Annotated in this window: 13 protein-coding genes and 1 pseudogene; 10 read left to right on the top strand and 4 right to left on the bottom strand. The window is 49.5% G+C overall.

The features are described 5' to 3' along the window. Positions 1-137: 137 nt before the first annotated feature. Entirely contained in the window at positions 138-386 is a 249-nt protein-coding gene (locus tag VPR01S_RS01445) for a hypothetical protein (protein WP_021703508.1), read from the top strand. A 147-nt stretch (positions 387-533) separates the two neighbouring features. Here the strand turns inward: VPR01S_RS01445 and VPR01S_RS01440 are convergent, their stop codons facing one another. Next, complete coding sequence (locus VPR01S_RS01440; protein WP_021703507.1) at positions 534-1,121, bottom strand: FMN-dependent NADH-azoreductase; 588 nt, start codon at positions 1,119-1,121, stop codon at positions 534-536. 200 nt (positions 1,122-1,321) lie between these two features. Here VPR01S_RS01440 and hrpA point away from each other — a divergent pair, with 200 nt between their 5' ends. The 3 genes from hrpA (at position 1,322) to VPR01S_RS01425 (ending at position 6,809) form a co-directional block, all read left to right on the top strand. Beyond that, on the top strand, positions 1,322-5,266 hold the full coding sequence (hrpA, locus tag VPR01S_RS01435; protein ID WP_081693109.1) for an ATP-dependent RNA helicase HrpA: 3,945 nt from the start codon (positions 1,322-1,324) through the stop codon (positions 5,264-5,266). 116 nt (positions 5,267-5,382) lie between these two features. After that, positions 5,383-5,853 carry an outer membrane beta-barrel protein gene (locus VPR01S_RS01430; protein ID WP_021703505.1) on the top strand — a complete coding sequence of 157 codons (471 nt, stop codon included), beginning with the start codon at positions 5,383-5,385 and terminating at the stop codon, positions 5,851-5,853. A gap of 266 nt (positions 5,854-6,119) precedes the next feature. Then, positions 6,120-6,809, top strand: coding sequence for a toxin-antitoxin system YwqK family antitoxin (locus VPR01S_RS01425; protein WP_021703504.1), 690 nt, complete (start codon positions 6,120-6,122; stop codon positions 6,807-6,809). Positions 6,810-6,877: 68 nt separating this feature from the next. On the opposite strand, the gene VPR01S_RS01420 is transcribed toward VPR01S_RS01425, so the two are convergent. From VPR01S_RS01420 to VPR01S_RS01410, 3 genes are all read right to left on the bottom strand, one after another. After that, positions 6,878-8,695, bottom strand: a complete 1,818-nt coding sequence (locus tag VPR01S_RS01420) for an ATP-binding protein (RefSeq protein ID WP_156008613.1) — start codon at positions 8,693-8,695, stop codon at positions 6,878-6,880. 123 nt (positions 8,696-8,818) lie between these two features. Then, positions 8,819-9,316: a hypothetical protein gene (locus VPR01S_RS01415; RefSeq protein WP_021703502.1), complete on the bottom strand. Its 498-nt coding sequence runs from the start codon at positions 9,314-9,316 to the stop codon at positions 8,819-8,821. A 10-nt stretch (positions 9,317-9,326) separates the two neighbouring features. Further along, positions 9,327-10,670 (bottom strand): MATE family efflux transporter, encoded by a 1,344-nt coding sequence (locus VPR01S_RS01410; RefSeq protein WP_021703501.1) that lies wholly within the window; start codon positions 10,668-10,670, stop codon positions 9,327-9,329. Positions 10,671-10,773: 103 nt separating this feature from the next. Here VPR01S_RS01410 and VPR01S_RS01405 point away from each other — a divergent pair. The 6 genes and pseudogenes from VPR01S_RS01405 (at position 10,774) to pdxY (ending at position 18,661) form a co-directional block, all read left to right on the top strand. Then, a pseudogene (locus VPR01S_RS01405) lies at positions 10,774-11,724 on the top strand (LysR family transcriptional regulator). Positions 11,725-11,910: 186 nt separating this feature from the next. Then, positions 11,911-13,281 carry a collagen-like triple helix repeat-containing protein gene (locus VPR01S_RS01400; protein ID WP_021703499.1) on the top strand — a complete coding sequence of 457 codons (1,371 nt, stop codon included), beginning with the start codon at positions 11,911-11,913 and terminating at the stop codon, positions 13,279-13,281. A 117-nt stretch (positions 13,282-13,398) separates the two neighbouring features. Then, the gene (locus VPR01S_RS01395) at positions 13,399-15,078 is read left to right on the top strand and encodes a ShlB/FhaC/HecB family hemolysin secretion/activation protein (protein WP_021703498.1); all 1,680 of its coding nucleotides are present in this window, start codon (positions 13,399-13,401) and stop codon (positions 15,076-15,078) included. A gap of 67 nt (positions 15,079-15,145) precedes the next feature. Continuing rightward, complete coding sequence (locus VPR01S_RS01390; RefSeq protein WP_021703497.1) at positions 15,146-16,006, top strand: patatin-like phospholipase family protein; 861 nt, start codon at positions 15,146-15,148, stop codon at positions 16,004-16,006. 176 nt (positions 16,007-16,182) lie between these two features. Further along, on the top strand, positions 16,183-17,655 hold the full coding sequence (locus VPR01S_RS01385; RefSeq protein WP_021703496.1) for a C69 family dipeptidase: 1,473 nt from the start codon (positions 16,183-16,185) through the stop codon (positions 17,653-17,655). 151 nt (positions 17,656-17,806) lie between these two features. After that, positions 17,807-18,661 carry a pyridoxal kinase PdxY gene (gene pdxY / locus VPR01S_RS01380; RefSeq protein ID WP_021703495.1) on the top strand — a complete coding sequence of 285 codons (855 nt, stop codon included), beginning with the start codon at positions 17,807-17,809 and terminating at the stop codon, positions 18,659-18,661. Positions 18,662-18,775: the final 114 nt, after the last annotated feature.

Genomic DNA, 18,775 nt, shown 5'->3' with positions numbered 1-18,775 from the left:
ATGTAAATCATATGATTTCTATATAAAACAAAATGATATCAGTAAGTTTTCATAAAATAATGTTTTAGGAGTATTGAAATCGGTCGGTGTCGTATTATTATTCACTAATAAATAATACTTAAAAATAAACGACGTCTATGGCTAATAAAGACAACTACTTATCCATCCTTATGGCTCAGGTGGAATGCATCAACGAGCAATTGGATGGTGTCAAACGTGAGCGTTTGTCCGTAACGTGTACGGAAACGGATTACCGTATTGAAAAAATTTTGCCTAAACCCAGAGGGCGCACGGCAACACCCGGTCCGGCGGTGTTGTTTCAGGGGCAAGGTCACGCCTGCCATGTATTTCTCAATGGCTATCAATCGTTCTTTTTCACTGAATAGCAGCGATAAAAAAGGCGCAGTCCTTGATAAGGCGGCGCCAAAACGGGTAATAGAGAGTTACCTGAAAATGTCAAAAAAAGGATGCTTAACTTAGGACAGTGGAACAGAAAATCAGGGAGTTGTGTCGCCAACTCCCTTTTTTGTATCTTAAACTGGTAACGCGTCCAGTTGGGATTTCGCAGCCGCAATCCCTTGACTGGCAGGCTCTTCACCCATGTTCAACGCTTCAGCGTACACAAATTCTACATCGGTAATGCCGACAAAACCCAGTACCGTGCGCAGGTACGGCGTCACATTATCGGTTGGTGAATCTTTATGGATTCCGCCACGTGTAGTGACAACAATCGCTTTTTTGCCTTCGATCAAACCTTGAACGCCCGCTTCGGTGTATTTGAATGTCACGCCGGCACGTGCAATCAGGTCAATCCAGTTTTTGAGTTGTGTTGGGATAGTAAAGTTATACATAGGCGCAGCGATAACCAGTGTATCTGCGGCTTTGATTTCTTCGATCAGTGTGTCAGACAGAGCCACAATATGCTGTTGTTCGTCAGACAGATCTTCGGTTGCACGCAAAGCGGTCGCAACACCAAAATCCAGAACCGGCAGAGGGTTGGCTGCCAGGTCGCGCACGGTCAGGTTTTCTTGGTCAACATTTTTGATGAACTCATCTACCAGTTTGTTTGACTGTGAGTAGTCGCCCAGGATGCTGGATTTAAGTGCTAGGATGCGAGACATATTCAATTCCTCAGTAGTGCTTTCTCGGTATGGACACATATTAAAAGCGTTACGTCCACGGTTGAAGTAGAGGATTTTGCTGTACTTGTTCGAAAAAATAGAACAAGTACAAAAAGGGAGTAAATCGTTCGGATTATGCTTCAACAAGTGGCTTGAGTATATGGGATGTGGCTGTGATACAATCCGCGCAGTTTTATGTAATGAAAAGAATAGGAAACGCTTTGACTTCGTCACAGCCAGAAAACCAAAACGCAGTATCTGCGGCTACAAATAGCCCGGCGGCACTGCGAAAGGCGCTGAATGAGTGCATGCTCCGGGACAGATTCCGTTTGAGCAAACGTATTTCCGGCGCCACTAAAATTAAAAAAGACGCATCGCGTAATGCGGTGCTGGATGAAATTGCGTTGGACATCGCCAAATCAATGGCGGAAGCCCAGCAGCGTGCGGCATTTGAGCCGACCATTGATTATCCGGCGATCTTGCCAGTCAGTCAAAAAAAGGCCGATATAGCGAAAGCCATCGAAGAAAACCAGGTGGTGATCGTCGCGGGTGAAACCGGCTCAGGTAAAACCACGCAGCTACCCAAAATCTGTGCTGAGTTGGGGCGCGGAAAATATGGCCTGATTGGTCATACCCAACCACGTCGACTGGCGGCCCGCTCAGTCGCGAACCGAATCGCGGAAGAGATGGAAACGCAACTGGGTCAGTTTGTCGGCTATAAAGTGCGTTTTAACGACCAAATATCCGACAATACGCAAATTAAGCTGATGACCGATGGTATCTTGTTGGCCGAAATCCAGCATGACCGTTTTCTGAATCAGTATGACACTATCATCATTGATGAGGCGCACGAGCGCAGTCTGAATATCGATTTTATTCTCGGCTACCTCAAAGAGCTGCTGCCACGTCGTCCTGATCTGAAGATCATCATCACATCGGCGACCATCGATCCAGAGCGATTTTCAAAACATTTCAACGATGCACCAATCATTGAAGTGTCCGGTCGAACTTATCCGGTTGAAACCCGTTACCGCCCGTTAAGAGGGGATGATGATGGGGACCGCGACCAGTTAGAAGGCATTTTTGAAGCCGTTGACGAGCTGTGCGATGAAGGCCTGGGCGATATTCTGATCTTCATGAATGGTGAGCGAGAAATTCGTGATACGGCGGATGCGTTGAGTAAACGCAATCTCAAGTCGACCGAAATTGTGCCGTTGTATGCACGACTATCCGCTGGTGAACAGAACAAAATTTTCCAGCCGCATACCGGTCGTCGCATTGTGCTGGCAACGAACGTGGCGGAAACGTCACTGACGGTGCCGGGCATCAAATATGTGATTGACCCGGGTACAGCCCGGATCAGTCGATACAGCTACCGGACCAAGGTACAGCGTCTGCCGATTGAGCCGATATCGCAGGCGAGCGCCAACCAGCGTAAAGGTCGCTGTGGGCGTGTGGAAGAAGGTATCTGTATCCGTTTGTATTCGGAGGAGGATTTCGAATCACGCCCAGAGTTTACCGATCCGGAAATTCTGCGTACCAATCTCGCCTCGGTTATTTTGCAGATGACTGCGCTTGGTCTGGGGGATATTCAGGCATTCCCATTTGTTGAAGCGCCGGATAAACGCAACATTCAGGATGGTGTCCGCCTGCTCGAAGAGCTGGGGGCTATCAATGAAAATGCCAAAGATCCGAAAAAACGCCTAACGGCAACCGGCCGTCAACTGGCGCGTTTGCCTATCGACCCTCGATTGGCGCGTATGGTACTCGAAGCTCCTAAATATGGTGCTCTCAAAGAGGTAATGATCATTGCATCGGCGTTGTCGATTCAGGATCCCCGTGAACGTCCGAGCGACAAACAGCAGTCGTCAGATGATAAACATCGCCGTTTCTTTCATGAAGAGTCGGACTTTCTGACGTTTGTGAATTTGTGGGAGTACGTGCAGAAGCAGCAGAAAGCGTTGACGGGTAATCAGTTCCGTAAACAGTGTAAGCAAGATTATCTTAACTACCTGCGTATCCGTGAGTGGCAGGATGTCTATTTCCAAATCCATCAATCGATGCGAGAAATGGAGTTCAAACTCAATGATGAGCCAGCAAGCTATCACGGCGTGCATAGTGCGATCTTGGTTGGGTTGTTGTCGCATATCGGTATGAAAGATCAGGAGAAGAATGAGTATCAGGGAGCGCGGAATGCCCGTTTCCATATCTTCCCGGCGTCCGGATTATTTAAGAAGCAGCCGAAATGGGTGATGTCGGCTGAGCTGGTGGAAACCTCTAAACTGTGGGGGCGCGTCATTGCTAAGATTCAGCCGGAGTGGATTGAACCGCTGGCAAAACACCTGATTAAGCGCAGTTACAGTGAGCCGCATTGGTCGAAGAAACGTGCCGCGGTGATGGCGTATGAAAAAGTCACGCTGTACGGCATTCCAATCGTACCAAAGCGTGTGGTGAACTATGGCAACATCGACAGCACGGTCAGTCGTGAAATTTTCATTCGCAGCGCGCTGGTTGAAGGAGAGTGGGAAACCAAACACGCCTTTTTCAAACAAAACCGCAAGTTGCTGCAGGAAGTGGAAGAGCTGGAGCATAAATCCCGCCGCCGGGACATCCTGGTCGATGACGATGAGCTGTTTGATTTCTACGACCAACGTGTTGGGACGGAAGTGGTGTCCGGTCGTCATTTTGATACCTGGTGGAAGCACGTCGCCAAAGACACACCAGAGTTGCTGAATTTCGAAAAAGAGATGCTGTTTAAAGGCGATGCCAGCCATGTGACTGATCTCGATTATCCGAACTTCTGGTACCAAAATGGATTGAAACTTAAGCTGAGTTATCAGTTTGAACCGGGTGATGATAGTGACGGTGTCACTGTACATGTGCCATTGCCGATCCTTAATCAGGTTGAACCGGCGGGTTTTGACTGGCAAATCCCGGGGTTGCGCCATGAACTGGTGGTTTCTTTAATCAAAGCCTTGCCGAAAACGCTGCGTAAGAACTTTGTTCCGGCCCCAAACTATGCCGATGCATTTCTTGCCCGTGTGACTCCGATGGAGGCCCCGTTGTTGGACGCGTTGGAAAAAGAACTGCGCCGCATGACGGGAGTTGAAGTGTTGCGTGAAGACTGGAATCTCGATCAGGTGCCAGAGCACTTGAAAGTCACGTTCCGCGCGGTGGATCACCGCAATCGCAAGCTGAAGGAACACAAAGATCTGCATGAACTTAAAGAGAGTCTGAAAGATAAAGTTCAGGAAACCTTATCGAAAGTGGCCGATGACGACATTGAGCAGCAAGGCCTGCATACCTGGAGTTTTGGTGAGTTGCCGAAAGTGTATCAGCAAAAACGGGGCGGCTATGATGTCAAAGCGTTCCCGGCGCTGGTCGATGGTAAAGACAGTGTTGAAATCAAGCTATTCGAGACTGAGCAGGAGCAGCATGCCGCGATGCGTCAGGGGCAGCGTCGTTTGATTCTGCTTAACGTTCCTTCGCCAATTAAGTATCTGCACGCCAACTTGCCTAATAAGTCCAAGCTGGGGCTTTACTTCAACCCGTATGGCAAAGTGCTCGACTTGATTGATGACTGCATTGCTTGTGGTGTTGATAAGCTCATCCAGGAGCAGGGTGGTTTGGTGTGGGAGCCAGCTCAGTTTGAGGCGTTGAAAGAGCATGTCCGGGCTGAACTGGGAGATACGGTGGTGGACATCGCTAAACAGGTGGAAACCATTCTGACCACGGCGTTCAACATCAACAAGAAGTTGAAAGGTAAGATAGATTTTTCGATGGCGTTTGCCTTGTCTGACATCAAAGCGCAAATTGAAGGGCTTATCTTTAAAGGATTCGCGACTGAGTGCGGTTGGCAACGTCTGCCGGATATTTTGCGCTACATGCGAGCCATTGAGCGTCGGATGGAAAAACTGCCGATCGATCCGAACAAAGATCGCCTGCACATGTTGAAGATTGAATCAGTCAGTAGTGACTATAAAGAGTTGCTCAATAAAATTCCGAAAGGCATGGCGATTCCGGAAGAAGTGAAGGAAATTCGCTGGATGATTGAAGAGTTACGAGTCAGCTACTTCGCTCAGCAACTCGGAACCCCGTATCCTGTTTCTGATAAACGTGTCAAAAACGCGATTGAGGCATGTTAGTGGTCCAGCCACAGGCACAGGACTTGCATGAAGGTAGCTCAGCAATATAATTGTGACGAAATGCGGCAAGGCGGTGCCGTTAGCGGCCTTGCCACGATAACTAAAGAAGGTTAACTATGAAAAAAACTCTACTGGCGCTAGCTCTGCTGGGTGCTTCAGCTTCAGCTTCTGCTGACTCATGGATTTACGGTGGTGCATCAGTGGGTACTGCAGACTTCAATGGTTCTGACGGTACTGCATACAACGTACACGTAGGTACAGGTATCTTACCGTTTATTGGTATTGAAGCCGGTTACAACCGTTTTGATGACTTCAATAAAAACGACACTTCTTTTGACAACGTTTACGTAGCAGCGAAGCCAAGCATTAACTTTGGCCCACTTCAGGTTTACGCCAAAGGTGGTGTACATAAGTGGGACATGAGTTCAAAAGCGGGTGACGACGACGATTACGACTTTATGTGGGGTATCGGTGCGGATTACGCTGTATTTGGTCCGCTGTCTCTGGGTGCAAGCTACACCAGTTACGAAGTGTCAAAAGACGATATTGGTTCATTCAACCTAACTGCGTCTCTGAATTTCTTGTAATTCGCCAATCGGCCAGAATTAATTTACGCAAGCCCGTGTCTGTGACACGGGCTTTTTACCATCTGTTGTGTGCTAAATTGCCTTCCTCTTCTTTTTAACTCATTGTAAATATTGGTAAATAATAAAATGACTGTGAGTTAATGAAAAAGTTTCGTTGCGTTTTTGTAAACCAAACTTTCATTTCTAACACTTACAATCTGACTTTTAGACTCTATTTTAACTTCTGAGCACCGACCGTTTTTCACTCCCTTAAAGTAGGTGCGACTATGAACAAACTGACTCCAATAGCATTAGCGGTTTTAATGGTTTCTGGCGGTGCATACGCTGCAGAGCAACAATCTCAGGGCGATACGGTCAATTATGTCCAGATTCGTCATGGGTTGGCTTATCAGGTGAATCACCAGGAGCCATTCACCGGAACCTTGTTACAGAAATTTGATAACGGTCAGAATGCCATTCAGGCAAACTTCGTCAAAGGCAAAGAAACAGGCATAGAAACGGCTTGGTACAGTAATGGCCAGGTGTCATCTAAAGTCCATTACCAGGGTGGGCAGCTTAATGGTCAGGCACAAACCTGGTATGACAATGGGCAGATGGCGAAACAGGCGAATTACACCTCAGATCAACTGAATGGCCAGTATCAGGAATGGGCGTATAACGGTCAAAAAATTGCCGATATGAGCTATCAAAAGGGCAAGGTTGATGGGAAAGTGACGCTTTGGTACGACAACGGAGAAAAACGTTTTGCCGGTGAATTTAAAGATGGTGAAAAGAACGGTGTGGTTGATCGTTTTTATCCAAACGGCAAAAAATCGTTTGAAGCTAAGTACGTTAAAGGCAAACTGGCTGATGGCAAAGTCACCGGATTCAACTCTCAAGGGCAAAAAGCGGTCGAAGTGACGCTGAAAGATCACAAAGTTGTCTCACAGCAAGAGTGGATGAACAGCGATTCTTAACCACATGCTGGTGTGGAGAAAACGCAAAAGGCGATGCGCACTGGCATCGCCTTTTGTTTTGGTTCAATTCAGGAACCCGACGCTTTGCGATCCTGATCAAATCGGTCGGCGAACTGACTCAACGCTTCGTCAAAGCAGTGCATTTGCAGCGGTTTAGCAAGAATATGGTCGGCGCCAGCTTGCATGAAGTCACTGAGTGTATCTTCATAAACATCTGCGGTGTACGCAAAGATGGGCATCGATAACTGCAGCTGTTCTCGGATGTAACGAGTGGTCTGTACACCATCCATTTCCGGCATGTTGTTGTCCATCAGAATAACGTCGTAACCGATGTCTCTTGCCATATCAGCCGCTTGTCGACCATTTTCAGCCAGATCCGCTCGGTGGCCCAGTCGCTGACAGAATCCTTGGGCGATAAGCCCGTTCAGACGGTTGTCTTCGGCAATCAGGATCCGTAGCGGACGACCATGATAACGCTTGGTTTCATTGAAGTTTGCCGCCATACCCGCGCGAGCCTCAGTTTCAAAAGGCAGCGGCATCGTGATGACAAAGCTGGATCCCAGTCCTTCGGTACTTTTCACTGTTATTTCTCCATCCATTAACTCGGTCAGGCGCTTGGCGATTGCCAGTCCCAGACCTGTTCCCCCGAATTCGCGGGTCGTTGATGACGACGCTTGCTGATAGCTGTGGAAAATTGCGTCCAGTTTTTCTTCTGCGATACCAATCCCGGTATCGGTAACGGTAATTTGCAGCGAGTGCGCGTCATCGTTTAGCAGTTTTGCCTGCAGCATGACGTGCCCCTGTTTGGTGAATTTGACGGCGTTACCGACCAAATTAAAAATAATTTGACGCAGTCGGGTGCTATCGCCTGTGAAGGTGATCGAATCCGGTACATCGTTACGGATCAGCAGGCAAAGATTCTTATTCATGGCCACAGGCGTCATGGCGGCATTCACCGGTGTGATGACCTGATCCAGGGTAAACGGCGTGGATTCGAGCGTCAGCTTATGGTTTTCCGCTTTGGTGAAGTCGAGGATGTCGTTCACGATAGTGATCAGATGGTCACCGGTGCTTTGGATTACGCGCATGTTTTCTCGTGTACTGAGTTCACTGGTTTCCTGCTCCACCAGTTGAGAGACCCCTAACACACCGTTCATCGGGGTTCGTAACTCATGACTCATATTGGCCAGAAACTGCAGGCTGGTTTTTGATGCCGCCTCGGCTTTGGCCAGCGCCGCTTTAAGTTGGGCATTGATGCGTGACAAGGTATTAACCCGGCGTTGACTGGTCAGATAGAGGAAACCAATCCCAATGCAGAAGAAAGGTAAGGTCCACCAGGTTTGCAATATGCTGTGCTGATGGGGAGGAATATCCGCCTGATGGGTGGTTAATTCTGACGGGGATGTCAGGTGAGCAAGGTATTCGGATAACTGACGAGCACCGAGTGAGATACTATTTGCCAGTTTATGAAACGCGTCGACCAGTCCGGCAAATAGCATACTGAACCACTGGCTGATGGACACCCAAACATCATGAATCGTTTTGTCATTATCCGTGGTGACGACGGTATACGCTTGTTGAGCATCGAAATGTTCCAGCATAAACAGCGATGTCAGGCGGTGAAGTCCTGAATTTAATGCTCCCGCCAAATAGCCAAACAATGTTTGAATCTCGCTGTCGGAGATCCAGGGGGATTGGGCGAAGAGGAGAATCCACAGCACTGTGAGGCAGAATATAATCAGCGTGCGATTCATAAATTTAGAGCCAAACATGACGGAAACACCTTTTAATGATGTCCTGACCTGAGTGCTCTGACGGTGACGATACGTCATGTCGGTACGGACGAAACAGGCCTGGAACAACGCCTTCCAGTTGGCCGTACTCACCGAGTGAATGCAGTGAATGCGGTTGCACTTTTTAATCTAGTCTTTTATCAATAAAATGCCAGCAAGGAAGGCAACCCCAAGGGATAAATAATCCAAAAGGTCTAGAAAGTGAGACGGTATAGACTAGTTAATCTTGATGTTAGCGGCGTCAAATCGGGCATGGATGGTCCGTTCTGCGGAGCGGTACCATTCTGGGGGCATAGCATCAGCCAAACCAAGCGAGCTTAAGGCTTGTTTTTCCTCTTTACTGATGACTGCATATTGCAGGGCGGTAGCGAGAATTCGTTTGAGGCTCGCAAGGGTCAGGTTGCCATCTCGGGTATGACGCTTCAGCTCTCCGATCAAGGCCTCATTGGGAAGCAAGGGCTCCAGGCAAGCGTGTTTCACCTGCATAATTTTTGACGAGCGCGGAGACTGAGCGCGTGCGGCCTCCCAGTCTGGTTTACCCTGTTTGGTCAGGTAACCTTCACGAAAACAGAAGTAGGGGAACAGGAAACGGTCGAGCTGGTTCCAGCGTTCCGCTCGGATCTCCAGCAGAATATGTTCAAGTTCAATGTCGAGATCGGTCATGCCCATTCGCCCGCATAAAATACCCGGGCGAATGGTAGCAGACTTCGTCATGTTTCAATACTTAAACGGTGATGCTGTCTAGGGTGTAACTTTGTTTACGAATGGCCTTCATTAGCAGGAAGAGCAACAAAATGCCGGTGACGCCCAATCCGACTCCGATTCCGGCCCAGATGCCGCCCAAACCATAGCGCTCCATTAGCCACCAGGCAGCAGGAAGGCCGAATACCCAATAACCGATGGCGGTCATTACTGTGGGGGCGATGACAATCTTCATACCACGCAACAGGTTGATTGCGAGAAGCTGCCAGGCATCGACGATGAACGACAGAGCGACCACCCAGATCACCGCGTACAGCAGTTCAGTCATACCGCCTTCACCCTGATCAAGCTGGAACATATCAGCAATCACGTTTGGCCAGGCAATAAAAGCGCCCGCCATGACCACGCTCATAACGGTTACCAGCCAGAAACTGCGTGAGGCGGTTTGTTTGATACCGGCATAATCTTCTGCGCCAAAGTCGCGACCAACCAGTATGGCTGCGGCCTGAGAAAAACCAAAATTGATATTCCAGGTAAAACTCAGACATTGCAGGAGAATTTGGTGCAACGCTAAAGCCACCACACCGATGGCGCCTGCCATGAGTGTGCCACCGTAGATCAGCCCATGCTCCAGCAGTGCCGCCAGAGCGATTGGAAGTCCCATGGTGAGCAGAGGAGTCATCAATGACAATGAATACTCGTTAACATTTCGCCATGGGGCAAATTGTTGGTATTCGGGACGCTTGAATACCCAAACTGCGTATCCGATCATGACCGTCAGTGCGGCCAGGGTAGTTCCTGCCCCGAGGCCACTGAGCCCTAAACCGAGAGGAAATGCCAGCACGTAGCTGATTGGAACGTTGAGGATCACCGTCAGTACCGACATCACCATAATCGAGCGCACATTTCCCAACGCGCTGGTGAGCCCGCGCAATACCAGAAGTAACAGCGAGGGCAACATAGCCCATTTCAAGGCATTAACGTAAATCATCGCTGAATCAATGATGGCGTCAGGCTGATGCGCCAGCGCCAGTAAGTTTGGTACGTACAAAAAACTGATCGTCAGAAGAACAGTGAGAATGACGGAAAGCAACACGGCGCCTTTCACTGCCAGACGTATTTGTTGGTTACCAAACTCCGGGCGTGCAATTCGCTGACCATACGCGATGGCGATCAGGTTAGCGACACAACCGACAGTACTGCCTGCGACAATAAACACGAATGAGTAAATAGATGCGCCGAGGCCGCCAGCCGCGAGTGCTGACACACTCAGTTTGGACATCATCCACACATCAGTCAGCACCAGAGCCATGGAGATCATTTGCGAGATAATCAGTGGAAATGCCAGCGACAGAATTTTTTTCATAACAGCCTCATTATTGTTTGAGGTAAAGGTAAGGGCTTACGGGCTGGTGTTCAAATGACTTTTATGCCAATCTGGTATTCCTTGAACTCATGTGAAAAAACGAATGACACCGTATCCGAATCTTCCCTATTCACACAATGGACTGAAAGCGTTTGAGGCGGTGGCCAGGCTGATGAGTTTTACTCTTGCTGCTAATGAGCTGAACGTGACTCAGAGTGCGGTCAGTCGCCAGGTTAAGCAACTTTAGGATGATCTGGGCGCATCTTTAGTCGTGCGTAAACATCGCGCTATCACATTGACCGAGCAAGGGTTGGCATTAAGCAACACTTTGCGCAAGAACTATCAGGCCGTTGAAACGTTGGTGGCGTCCTGGAAAGCGCCACAGCGAAAGCGCATCGTCATAAAAGCCGCGTTGAGTTATACGACTCGTGTTTTAATGCCTAAAGTGCGAATTTTGAATGACCGTTATCCGGATTATGAAATCGTGATAGTGCCGACGATTGACGAAGAGTCCAGCCTTCATTCCAGCGATTATGATTTGCTGATTTTCAGCACCCGGCTAAAAGATCGTTATGGCAAAGAGCCTGGGATGATTTTTTTGCGCGAAGAGTATATGGCACCGGTGTGTGCGTCCAGTTTACTGGATGATACGTTCAACACCGATTCGATATTAACTTTGCCGCGCCTCCACTCAACCTTAGATCATGAAGACTGGCGATTGTGGCTGGAGAAAAACCAGGCAGGAAAAGCGAGTCGGGTCCGCGAGACTACCTTCTACACGTTGGACCTGGCACTCAGTGCGTGTTTGTCCGGGCAAGGGGTGACGGTGACTGATTTATTGCTGGTTTTGCCGGAATTACATGAAGGGTATTTACAATGTCCGGAAGGAACCCATGTCGAATACAGTGCCTGGCGATACTTTTGTCACTACCGCCAACCTTCACCGGTGATCGACGACTTGTTGCTTTGGCTACAGAGCGAAACGCAACGCGATATTGAAATATTGAATCAGCTGGCTCAGCGCCACCAATGGCAAGGGGTGATAGGGAGTTGAGACCGAGACCAATAACCTCCCGGGCGTCTGGCACGCCAACTGCTAATTAATATTCATCTCATTAATATTTGATACTCGTTCAATCGCCTCCTAGCTTACTTTTGCAATGACCAAAAACTGATGAAGCCACAACCTGAGGGCGGTTAGGGATTCGATCGGTTCATGTGTGCGCAAGGAGAACAAGCAATGGATAATTCAACCTCATTAACTGGCGTGGCACTACTGCTCACGCTGTTTCTCTCCGTCGCTGGCTGCAGTGGTTCCGGATCCGGTTCTGCATCTGGTGGCGGTGGTGGCTCCGATGTAAACAGCGTCGCCTCTGCAACGGATGATGATGCGAAACAAGATGACAATAACGTCAATGATGATGTGGCTGAAGAAGACGGTAATTTGGTGACAGATGTTGGCAACGTGATTAGTCAGGGCGATCTGCCGGATTATGCCGATTCGATAACGACAGGTTCCGGCGACGTGTTGGTGAACCTTGGGGGGGTGGTAACAGAACTAGGCAGTGGCTTGCCATTGGATCCCGCTTCGCTTGACGGAAATTACCTTAACACCACACTTGAAGGAGCCACTGGCGCTCTGGCACAAACCGGAACCACGGTGGTGTCCGCCGGTGATGCCATTGCTCAGTTAGATGCGTTACCGGTCTTTGTTCAACTGAACGACCAAACCGGTATCCTGACTTACGCAGGCGGCACAGTCTCTGAACTGGGTGGCACGTTGGAACAGGTTGGCGATACGCTGCAGTTCCATGTGGCAGATGAAAATGGTGGTTTGTATAACCTTGCGGCGACGTTGTCTGCGGTGACGGCACCATTGGTGACAGAAACGAACGGAATGATAGATCTGAAAGGCAATGCGCTAGTCTTGTTTCAGGACACGGATGATCTGCAAGAAAATGGCCCTCAGTTTGTATTCCTGACCGGAAACAATCTGGTTGAGGGGACTCAGGCCCTGCTGTCCAATCCGGAAGGTTATGTGGACGGGTTGGGGACCGTGTTTATCGGTGACAATGGATTGACTGCCTTGATGATGGATGAATCTTCAGACAATACAAACAGCATTCTGACCAGCACTTTATCTACCTTAGACACTCAACTATCTAATACCGGCTCACTTGATGGTCAGCAGGTGTTGGACGGCGATTCGACACTGGCGTCCGTTACGGGTGTGCTGACCGAAGTGGATGGTAACCAGACCATATTGACACAAGATCTGGGATCACTCTTGAACACATCCGGGTTGCTCAGTGGTGATGTGCTCAATACCGATGCGCTGGGGGGGGATACCATTTCGCAAGTGACGTCCAGTCTGGTGGCCGGAACAACAACACTCGGTACGGAGTCGGGAGAGTCTTCCGGTTTAGTGGATAACACAGCTGATCTATTGAACGGAGTGAATGATTCTCTGTTGGGTGACAGTGAGCAAACCAGTGTGCTCAACGAAACACTGAATTCGGTACTGCAAACCGAGTCTGAAACGGAAGAAGCAGGCTTACTCGACAGCGTTGACAACCAGGTACTGGATCCATTGCTTGGTAAGCTGTTGTAAGGATAAGAATGACAAGAAGTGGCTCGCTGGCGCGGTAAACGCGTAGTGAGGGAGTCCGGTAACATGTTGGCAGCACTCTAGGGCTGCCTCATGTTACCTTTTTCGCAGGGAGCGTGAATGAAGAAATCGAATATTGTTGCCGTGCTAGCCGCACCGGCGCTCTTCTTTGGTGTCAGTGGTGTTAGCCAGGCCAAAGACCCCCCTCTGATTACCCAACCTAAATCCATCCCCGACGCAGTCGGAGTTTCCAAAACTCAGTTAGATATCGAACCCGTCGAATCCCCGGTTGCGACCGAACAAGCTCAGGTCATACGCTCCATTCATTTTGCGGGTGGCACGGTGATTGGTCTGGATGAACTCAGTCAGCAAGTGAGCCCGCTGATTAATCAGGCGTATTCGGTTGAGCTGGTGACCACTACGGTGCAGGCGATCACCCAGTTGTATCAGGACAAAGGTTATCCGCTCTCGTTTGCGACAGTCACCAAAAAGGGTTTTTCTGCGGATGGGCAATTGACCATTACCTTGATCGAAGGACACATTGCACGTGAAGAAGTGCAGATAGAGCAGGACAGCATTCGTCAGCGCGTGAATGCAATCTTGGCTCCGTTGAAAAACGAAAAGCCGTTAACCCGAGATACACTGGAGCGGGCAGTGCTCTTGCTTGGGCAGATCCCGGGCTATACGTTCAATATTGGTTTACCGAGGCCAAAAACTTTGTCGGGGGCGACCTCTATTCGCGTTGAAGTGAAAGAACGAGAATGGGTCGAACCTGGTGTGTCGTTCAGCAAGCAGGAGCATGACGACGACAACTTATACGTGTCTTTGAAGTTGAAATCGTTGAATGGCTTCTTTGAGCAGTTCAGTGTTTCGGGGTTGGTCCCGCTGGATGGGGATGACGAACGTTATTATGCGGTGGGAATGGACAACAACTGGTTGGATTCTGGTTTGGTCGGACGGTTCCAGTGGAGCCGCTATGAAGACACGTCTGACAGCCGTTTGCCGGTAGGAAACCTGTATGTCGATGTGGATCAGGATAAAACGCGTGATCGCTATCAATATACTCTCGAATACCCGATCTGGTTGACCGTCAATCAGCGCTGGAAAGTGGGTGGTGGTATTTATCATACTGACGAGAAAAATGACTACGAGTTGTCTTACCTGAACACCATGTTAGGTAAGACTCGCCAGCATACCCGATATTCGTCACTGGCGCTCAACACGAACTACTATCGCAAATGGCAGTCGCTCTCTTTGTTTGGTGATGTACGGGTCAAACAAGGGGTGGATCTGGGTGGGCGTCGCAACGATATTTCCGACAGTAACGGAACCCGCCAGTTGAGTCAGGACATGGACTTCACGATATTTGAAGCCAGCCTAGCGTCGTCTTATCAAATTCTTCAGGACTTTAGCGCAATCGTAAAAGCCAACGGTGTTTACACCGATGATGAACTGGTCAGTTCGGAGCGTGTGACGTATGGCGGTCAATTCTATGGCCGTGGGTATCCGGAAGGTCAGGCTGAGGGCGATAAAGGCTACGGGGCGGAATTAAAGCTGCTCTATAACTATGGGCTTAACCGTTATTTTATTAAACCATATGTGGTGGTGGATACGGCGCACACTGAATTCAATACACTGCCGCTGGAGCATGATTTAAGTTCTTATGCGCTGGGGGTAGAACTCGGGCGTGGCAGCGATTTTAATATAGCGCTTGAATACGCTGTTCCGTTTGGTGATGACAATATTAATACCGGCGAAAAATCAGACGTTTACAACGTACGTTTTAGCTGGAAACTGTGAACGAGAATTGGTTAGCCGTGGTATTTGCGGTAGGCTAGTGTTTTGACTCTACGGATTCGGAACTCAAATGACACAGCAAATTGGCCCAAATGCACTCATTGTGGAAGGCGGCGCGATGCGAGGTGTTTTCTCGTGTGGCGTGCTGGATAGCTTCTTAGCGCAGGATTTTTCTCCGTTTGACAGTTTTTGGGGAGTATCGGCTGGCGCCAGTAATCTTGCGGCCTATCTGGCCAATATGCCGGGGCGAAACCTGAAAATTTATACCGACTACAGTTGTCGCCGTGAATTTGTCCGCCCCGGGCAGTTTCTGCGCGGTGGTGATTTAATGGATCTGGACTGGATGTGGACGGTGACTCTGGCCGAGCTGGGGATAGACATGCACACCCTCAAACAGGAGTCGCGGCCGTTTTTTCTGGGAGTAACGCGGCAGGATACGGGCGCTGCAGAGTACCACACGCCGGAGCTTGCGTTGCTGGCTGAAACGATGAAAGCCAGCAGCGCTGTACCAATCGCTTACCGTCGCGGAGTGTTACTCGGCGGCGTGCCGTACGTTGACGGTGGCGTTGCTGATGCGATTCCGGTTGCTGAAGCCATTCGTCGGGGAGCCAAGCGGATTATGGTGCTGCGCAGCCGTCCGTCGGCATATCGCAAGTCTCCAGCGAAATTTCCCGGTTTGATGCGTCATTTACTGCGTCATACCCCTGCTTTGATTGAACCCATGTTGACACGGGACATTCGCTACAACCAAGCCGTGGAGCTCATCGAAAATCCGCCTCACGGTGTGGAGATCGTGCAGATATGTCCGCCGGATAGTTTCCAGCTCAAAAGGTTGAGCCGTGATACTAAATCCCTACAACAGGCGTATCAAAACGGTGTCGAAGCCGGTCAAGCGGCAATCAAGACGTGGAATAGCGCTCACAGTTTTTAATCTAAAATGCTTGTTATCAATTTATCGGCTGGTGATGTGATCGTTCTTCCAGCCGTTCCTTTCCTGACTGGTTAGACTCTCTCGCGTTACTTACCAAAAATAACTACATAATCAATCGCATACACAACACTCATTGAATAAACATTCAAAGTTAATCCAGCTTATGGAGAGCAACAATGAAGAAATGGTCTGTGAGTTTACTTTCTGCTGCGGTAACGGCAGCACTTAGTGCGAACGCGATCGCCTGCACCGGGCTGATTGTGGGTAAAGGGGCATCGGCGGACGGCAGCATTATGATTGCCCGCAATGAAGATTTCGGGGTGAATAACTGGAATAAATATCTGGTTTACCGCCCCGCACAGCAAAATGAGCCGGGAAACTGGACATTGGGCAATGGGCTGACTGTCCCTATGCCGGAAACATTCTATGCCTATTCTGCCATTCCTGACTGGGATGCGAACACCGTGGACAGCGCGGGTAAATACTATGAAGAGCGGGGCATCAACCAGTTTAATGTCGCCATTTCTGCGACCACCAGTGCCGAGGTAAATGAGCGCGCACAAAAAGCTGATCCGTTGGTTGAAAATGGTGTTATCGAAGCCGTGATTCCAAGCTTGATCCTACCTCAGGCTAAAACAGCTCGGGAAGCGGTGGCCTTACTCGGGGGATATATCGAAGAGTTTGGCGCAGGTGAAGGCAACAGCCTGTACATCGCGGATGTGGATCAGGCGTGGCTGTTTGAAATTGGCTCGGGCCACCACTGGATAGCAGTAAAGGTGCCGGATGACAGTTACGCCATGATTGCAAATGGTTTGCGTGTACATGGTGTTGATCTCAACGGCGCCGATGTCCTGCATTCGAAAGGTTTGTTGGCGTTTGTGAAGCAACATCAGTTACTGAAAAATCCGGATGCCAAGTCATTCAATTTTGCCAAGGCATTTGGTGTCGTTGGCGACGTGTACAACACTGATCGCGAGTGGCTGGGTCAGAAGATGCTCACAACCTCCCGCACTCAGTTACCCCGTCAATCGCAGTATCCGCTCTTCATGAAACCGGATAAGAAAATCTCGGTAGCTGCGGTAGCGGATGTCTTGAGTGCCACTTATCAGGGGACGGAACTGGAAGGTAAGGCTGAGCGGCCAATGCGCGTAGAGCGCCAGCTTGAATCGCACGTCATCCAACTGCGTAAAGAGATGCCACAAGAGTTGCAGGGGTTGATTTGGCAGAGTTTTGGTGTCCTGCCGGAGTCGGTGTTGGTGCCTCTGTATTCCACCTTGCACAATTATCCGCATGCTTACCAGGTGGGCAGTGACACATATTCTGATCAATCGGCCTATTGGCAGTTTCGTAGCCTGACGGCGTTGGCCTCTGCTAATCCGGACAAATATCTGCCTATGCTACACCGCACCTGGGGTGAAGAGGAAACCAAGCTGTATCAACAGGTCAGTAATCTGGATATGACTTTAAAATCACTCTACCGTACAGACAAGCAGGCAGCCATGAGCATGGCGGCGGATTACTCGTTTGGACAATTGCAGCGCACCTTGTCGCTTGCGACTGAGTTACGCTACAAAATGCTGACCGACATGACCAAAAGTACCGAGAAGAAATATTCCGAAGAAGAGTTCAAGAAAATTATGAGCTTATAGCTGTCTAGGGTTCAGCCCGCGGGCTTGTCGGGTTGAACCTGATCCATCTCACGCCTCAATAAATGAAAATAACGATTTCATCAAAAGCACTACGATTATTGCGTGCCAGAGAGTAAAGTACTGACCTTTACGAATACAGTTAGGCGCTTCGATGAAAGGCATTCTCTCAATCCAGTCGCATGTGGTTTACGGTCACGCGGGCAACAGTTCCGCCGTCTTTCCGTTACAACGCATGGGTTTCGAAGTGTGGCCAATCCACACGGTTCAATTTTCCAATCACACTCAATACCAGCAAGGCTGGACCGGACAGGCGTTCTCGGCGCAAGACATTAATACCCTGGTGAATGGGATGCAGAACATCGGTCAGTTAGAGCATTGTCTGGCCGTACTCTCTGGTTATCAGGGGAGTGCAGAGCAGTGTCTGGCGATTATGGATACGGTCAAGCAAGTAAAAGCCGCCAACCCCGATGCGCTTTACGTGTGTGATCCGGTTATGGGAGCGCCCGATAAAGGGTGCATAGTGGCACCGGGCATTGCAGAACACCTGATTAATGATGTTATGCCGATGGCCGATGTGATTGTGCCGAATCAGTTTGAACTGAGTCAGTTTGTTGATATTGAGATCCGTCATCTTGATGATGCGGTGACGGCGTGTCGTAAAGCACTTGAAAAGGGGCCAAGCGTGGTACTGGTGAAGCATTTACACTCGGTTTCCGAGCAGCAATTCACTATGATGCTTGCCACGCAAGAAGGGTGCTTTATTGCTCAGCGTCCGCATCTGCCATTTGATAAGCAACCGGTGGGTGTTGGCGATTTGATCTCTGCGTTGTTTACCGGGGCGTTGTTAAAAGGATTGTCTCCTAAGCAGGCATTTGAACATGCGCATAACGCCTGTTACGCCGTGTTGAAAGAGACACACCAACGTGGTGAGTGGGAGCTTCAGACTATTGCGGCGCAACAGGAGTTGGTTGAGCCACGTGAACGTTTTGACGCACAGGCCGTCTGATGTTCCTCTGAACGGGGCGGATTGATCGCTCCGTATTTCCAACGCTGCTCTCCTTAAACGACTTTACATACCTTTACTGACTTTTGACGCCATTTTACGCAGCACGTTATACGA

Source organism: Vibrio proteolyticus NBRC 13287, from assembly GCF_000467125.1.
In the GTDB taxonomy this organism is placed as follows: Bacteria; Pseudomonadota; Gammaproteobacteria; order Enterobacterales; family Vibrionaceae; genus Vibrio; species Vibrio proteolyticus.
This window is presented reverse-complemented; position numbering and strand designations above follow the sequence as displayed.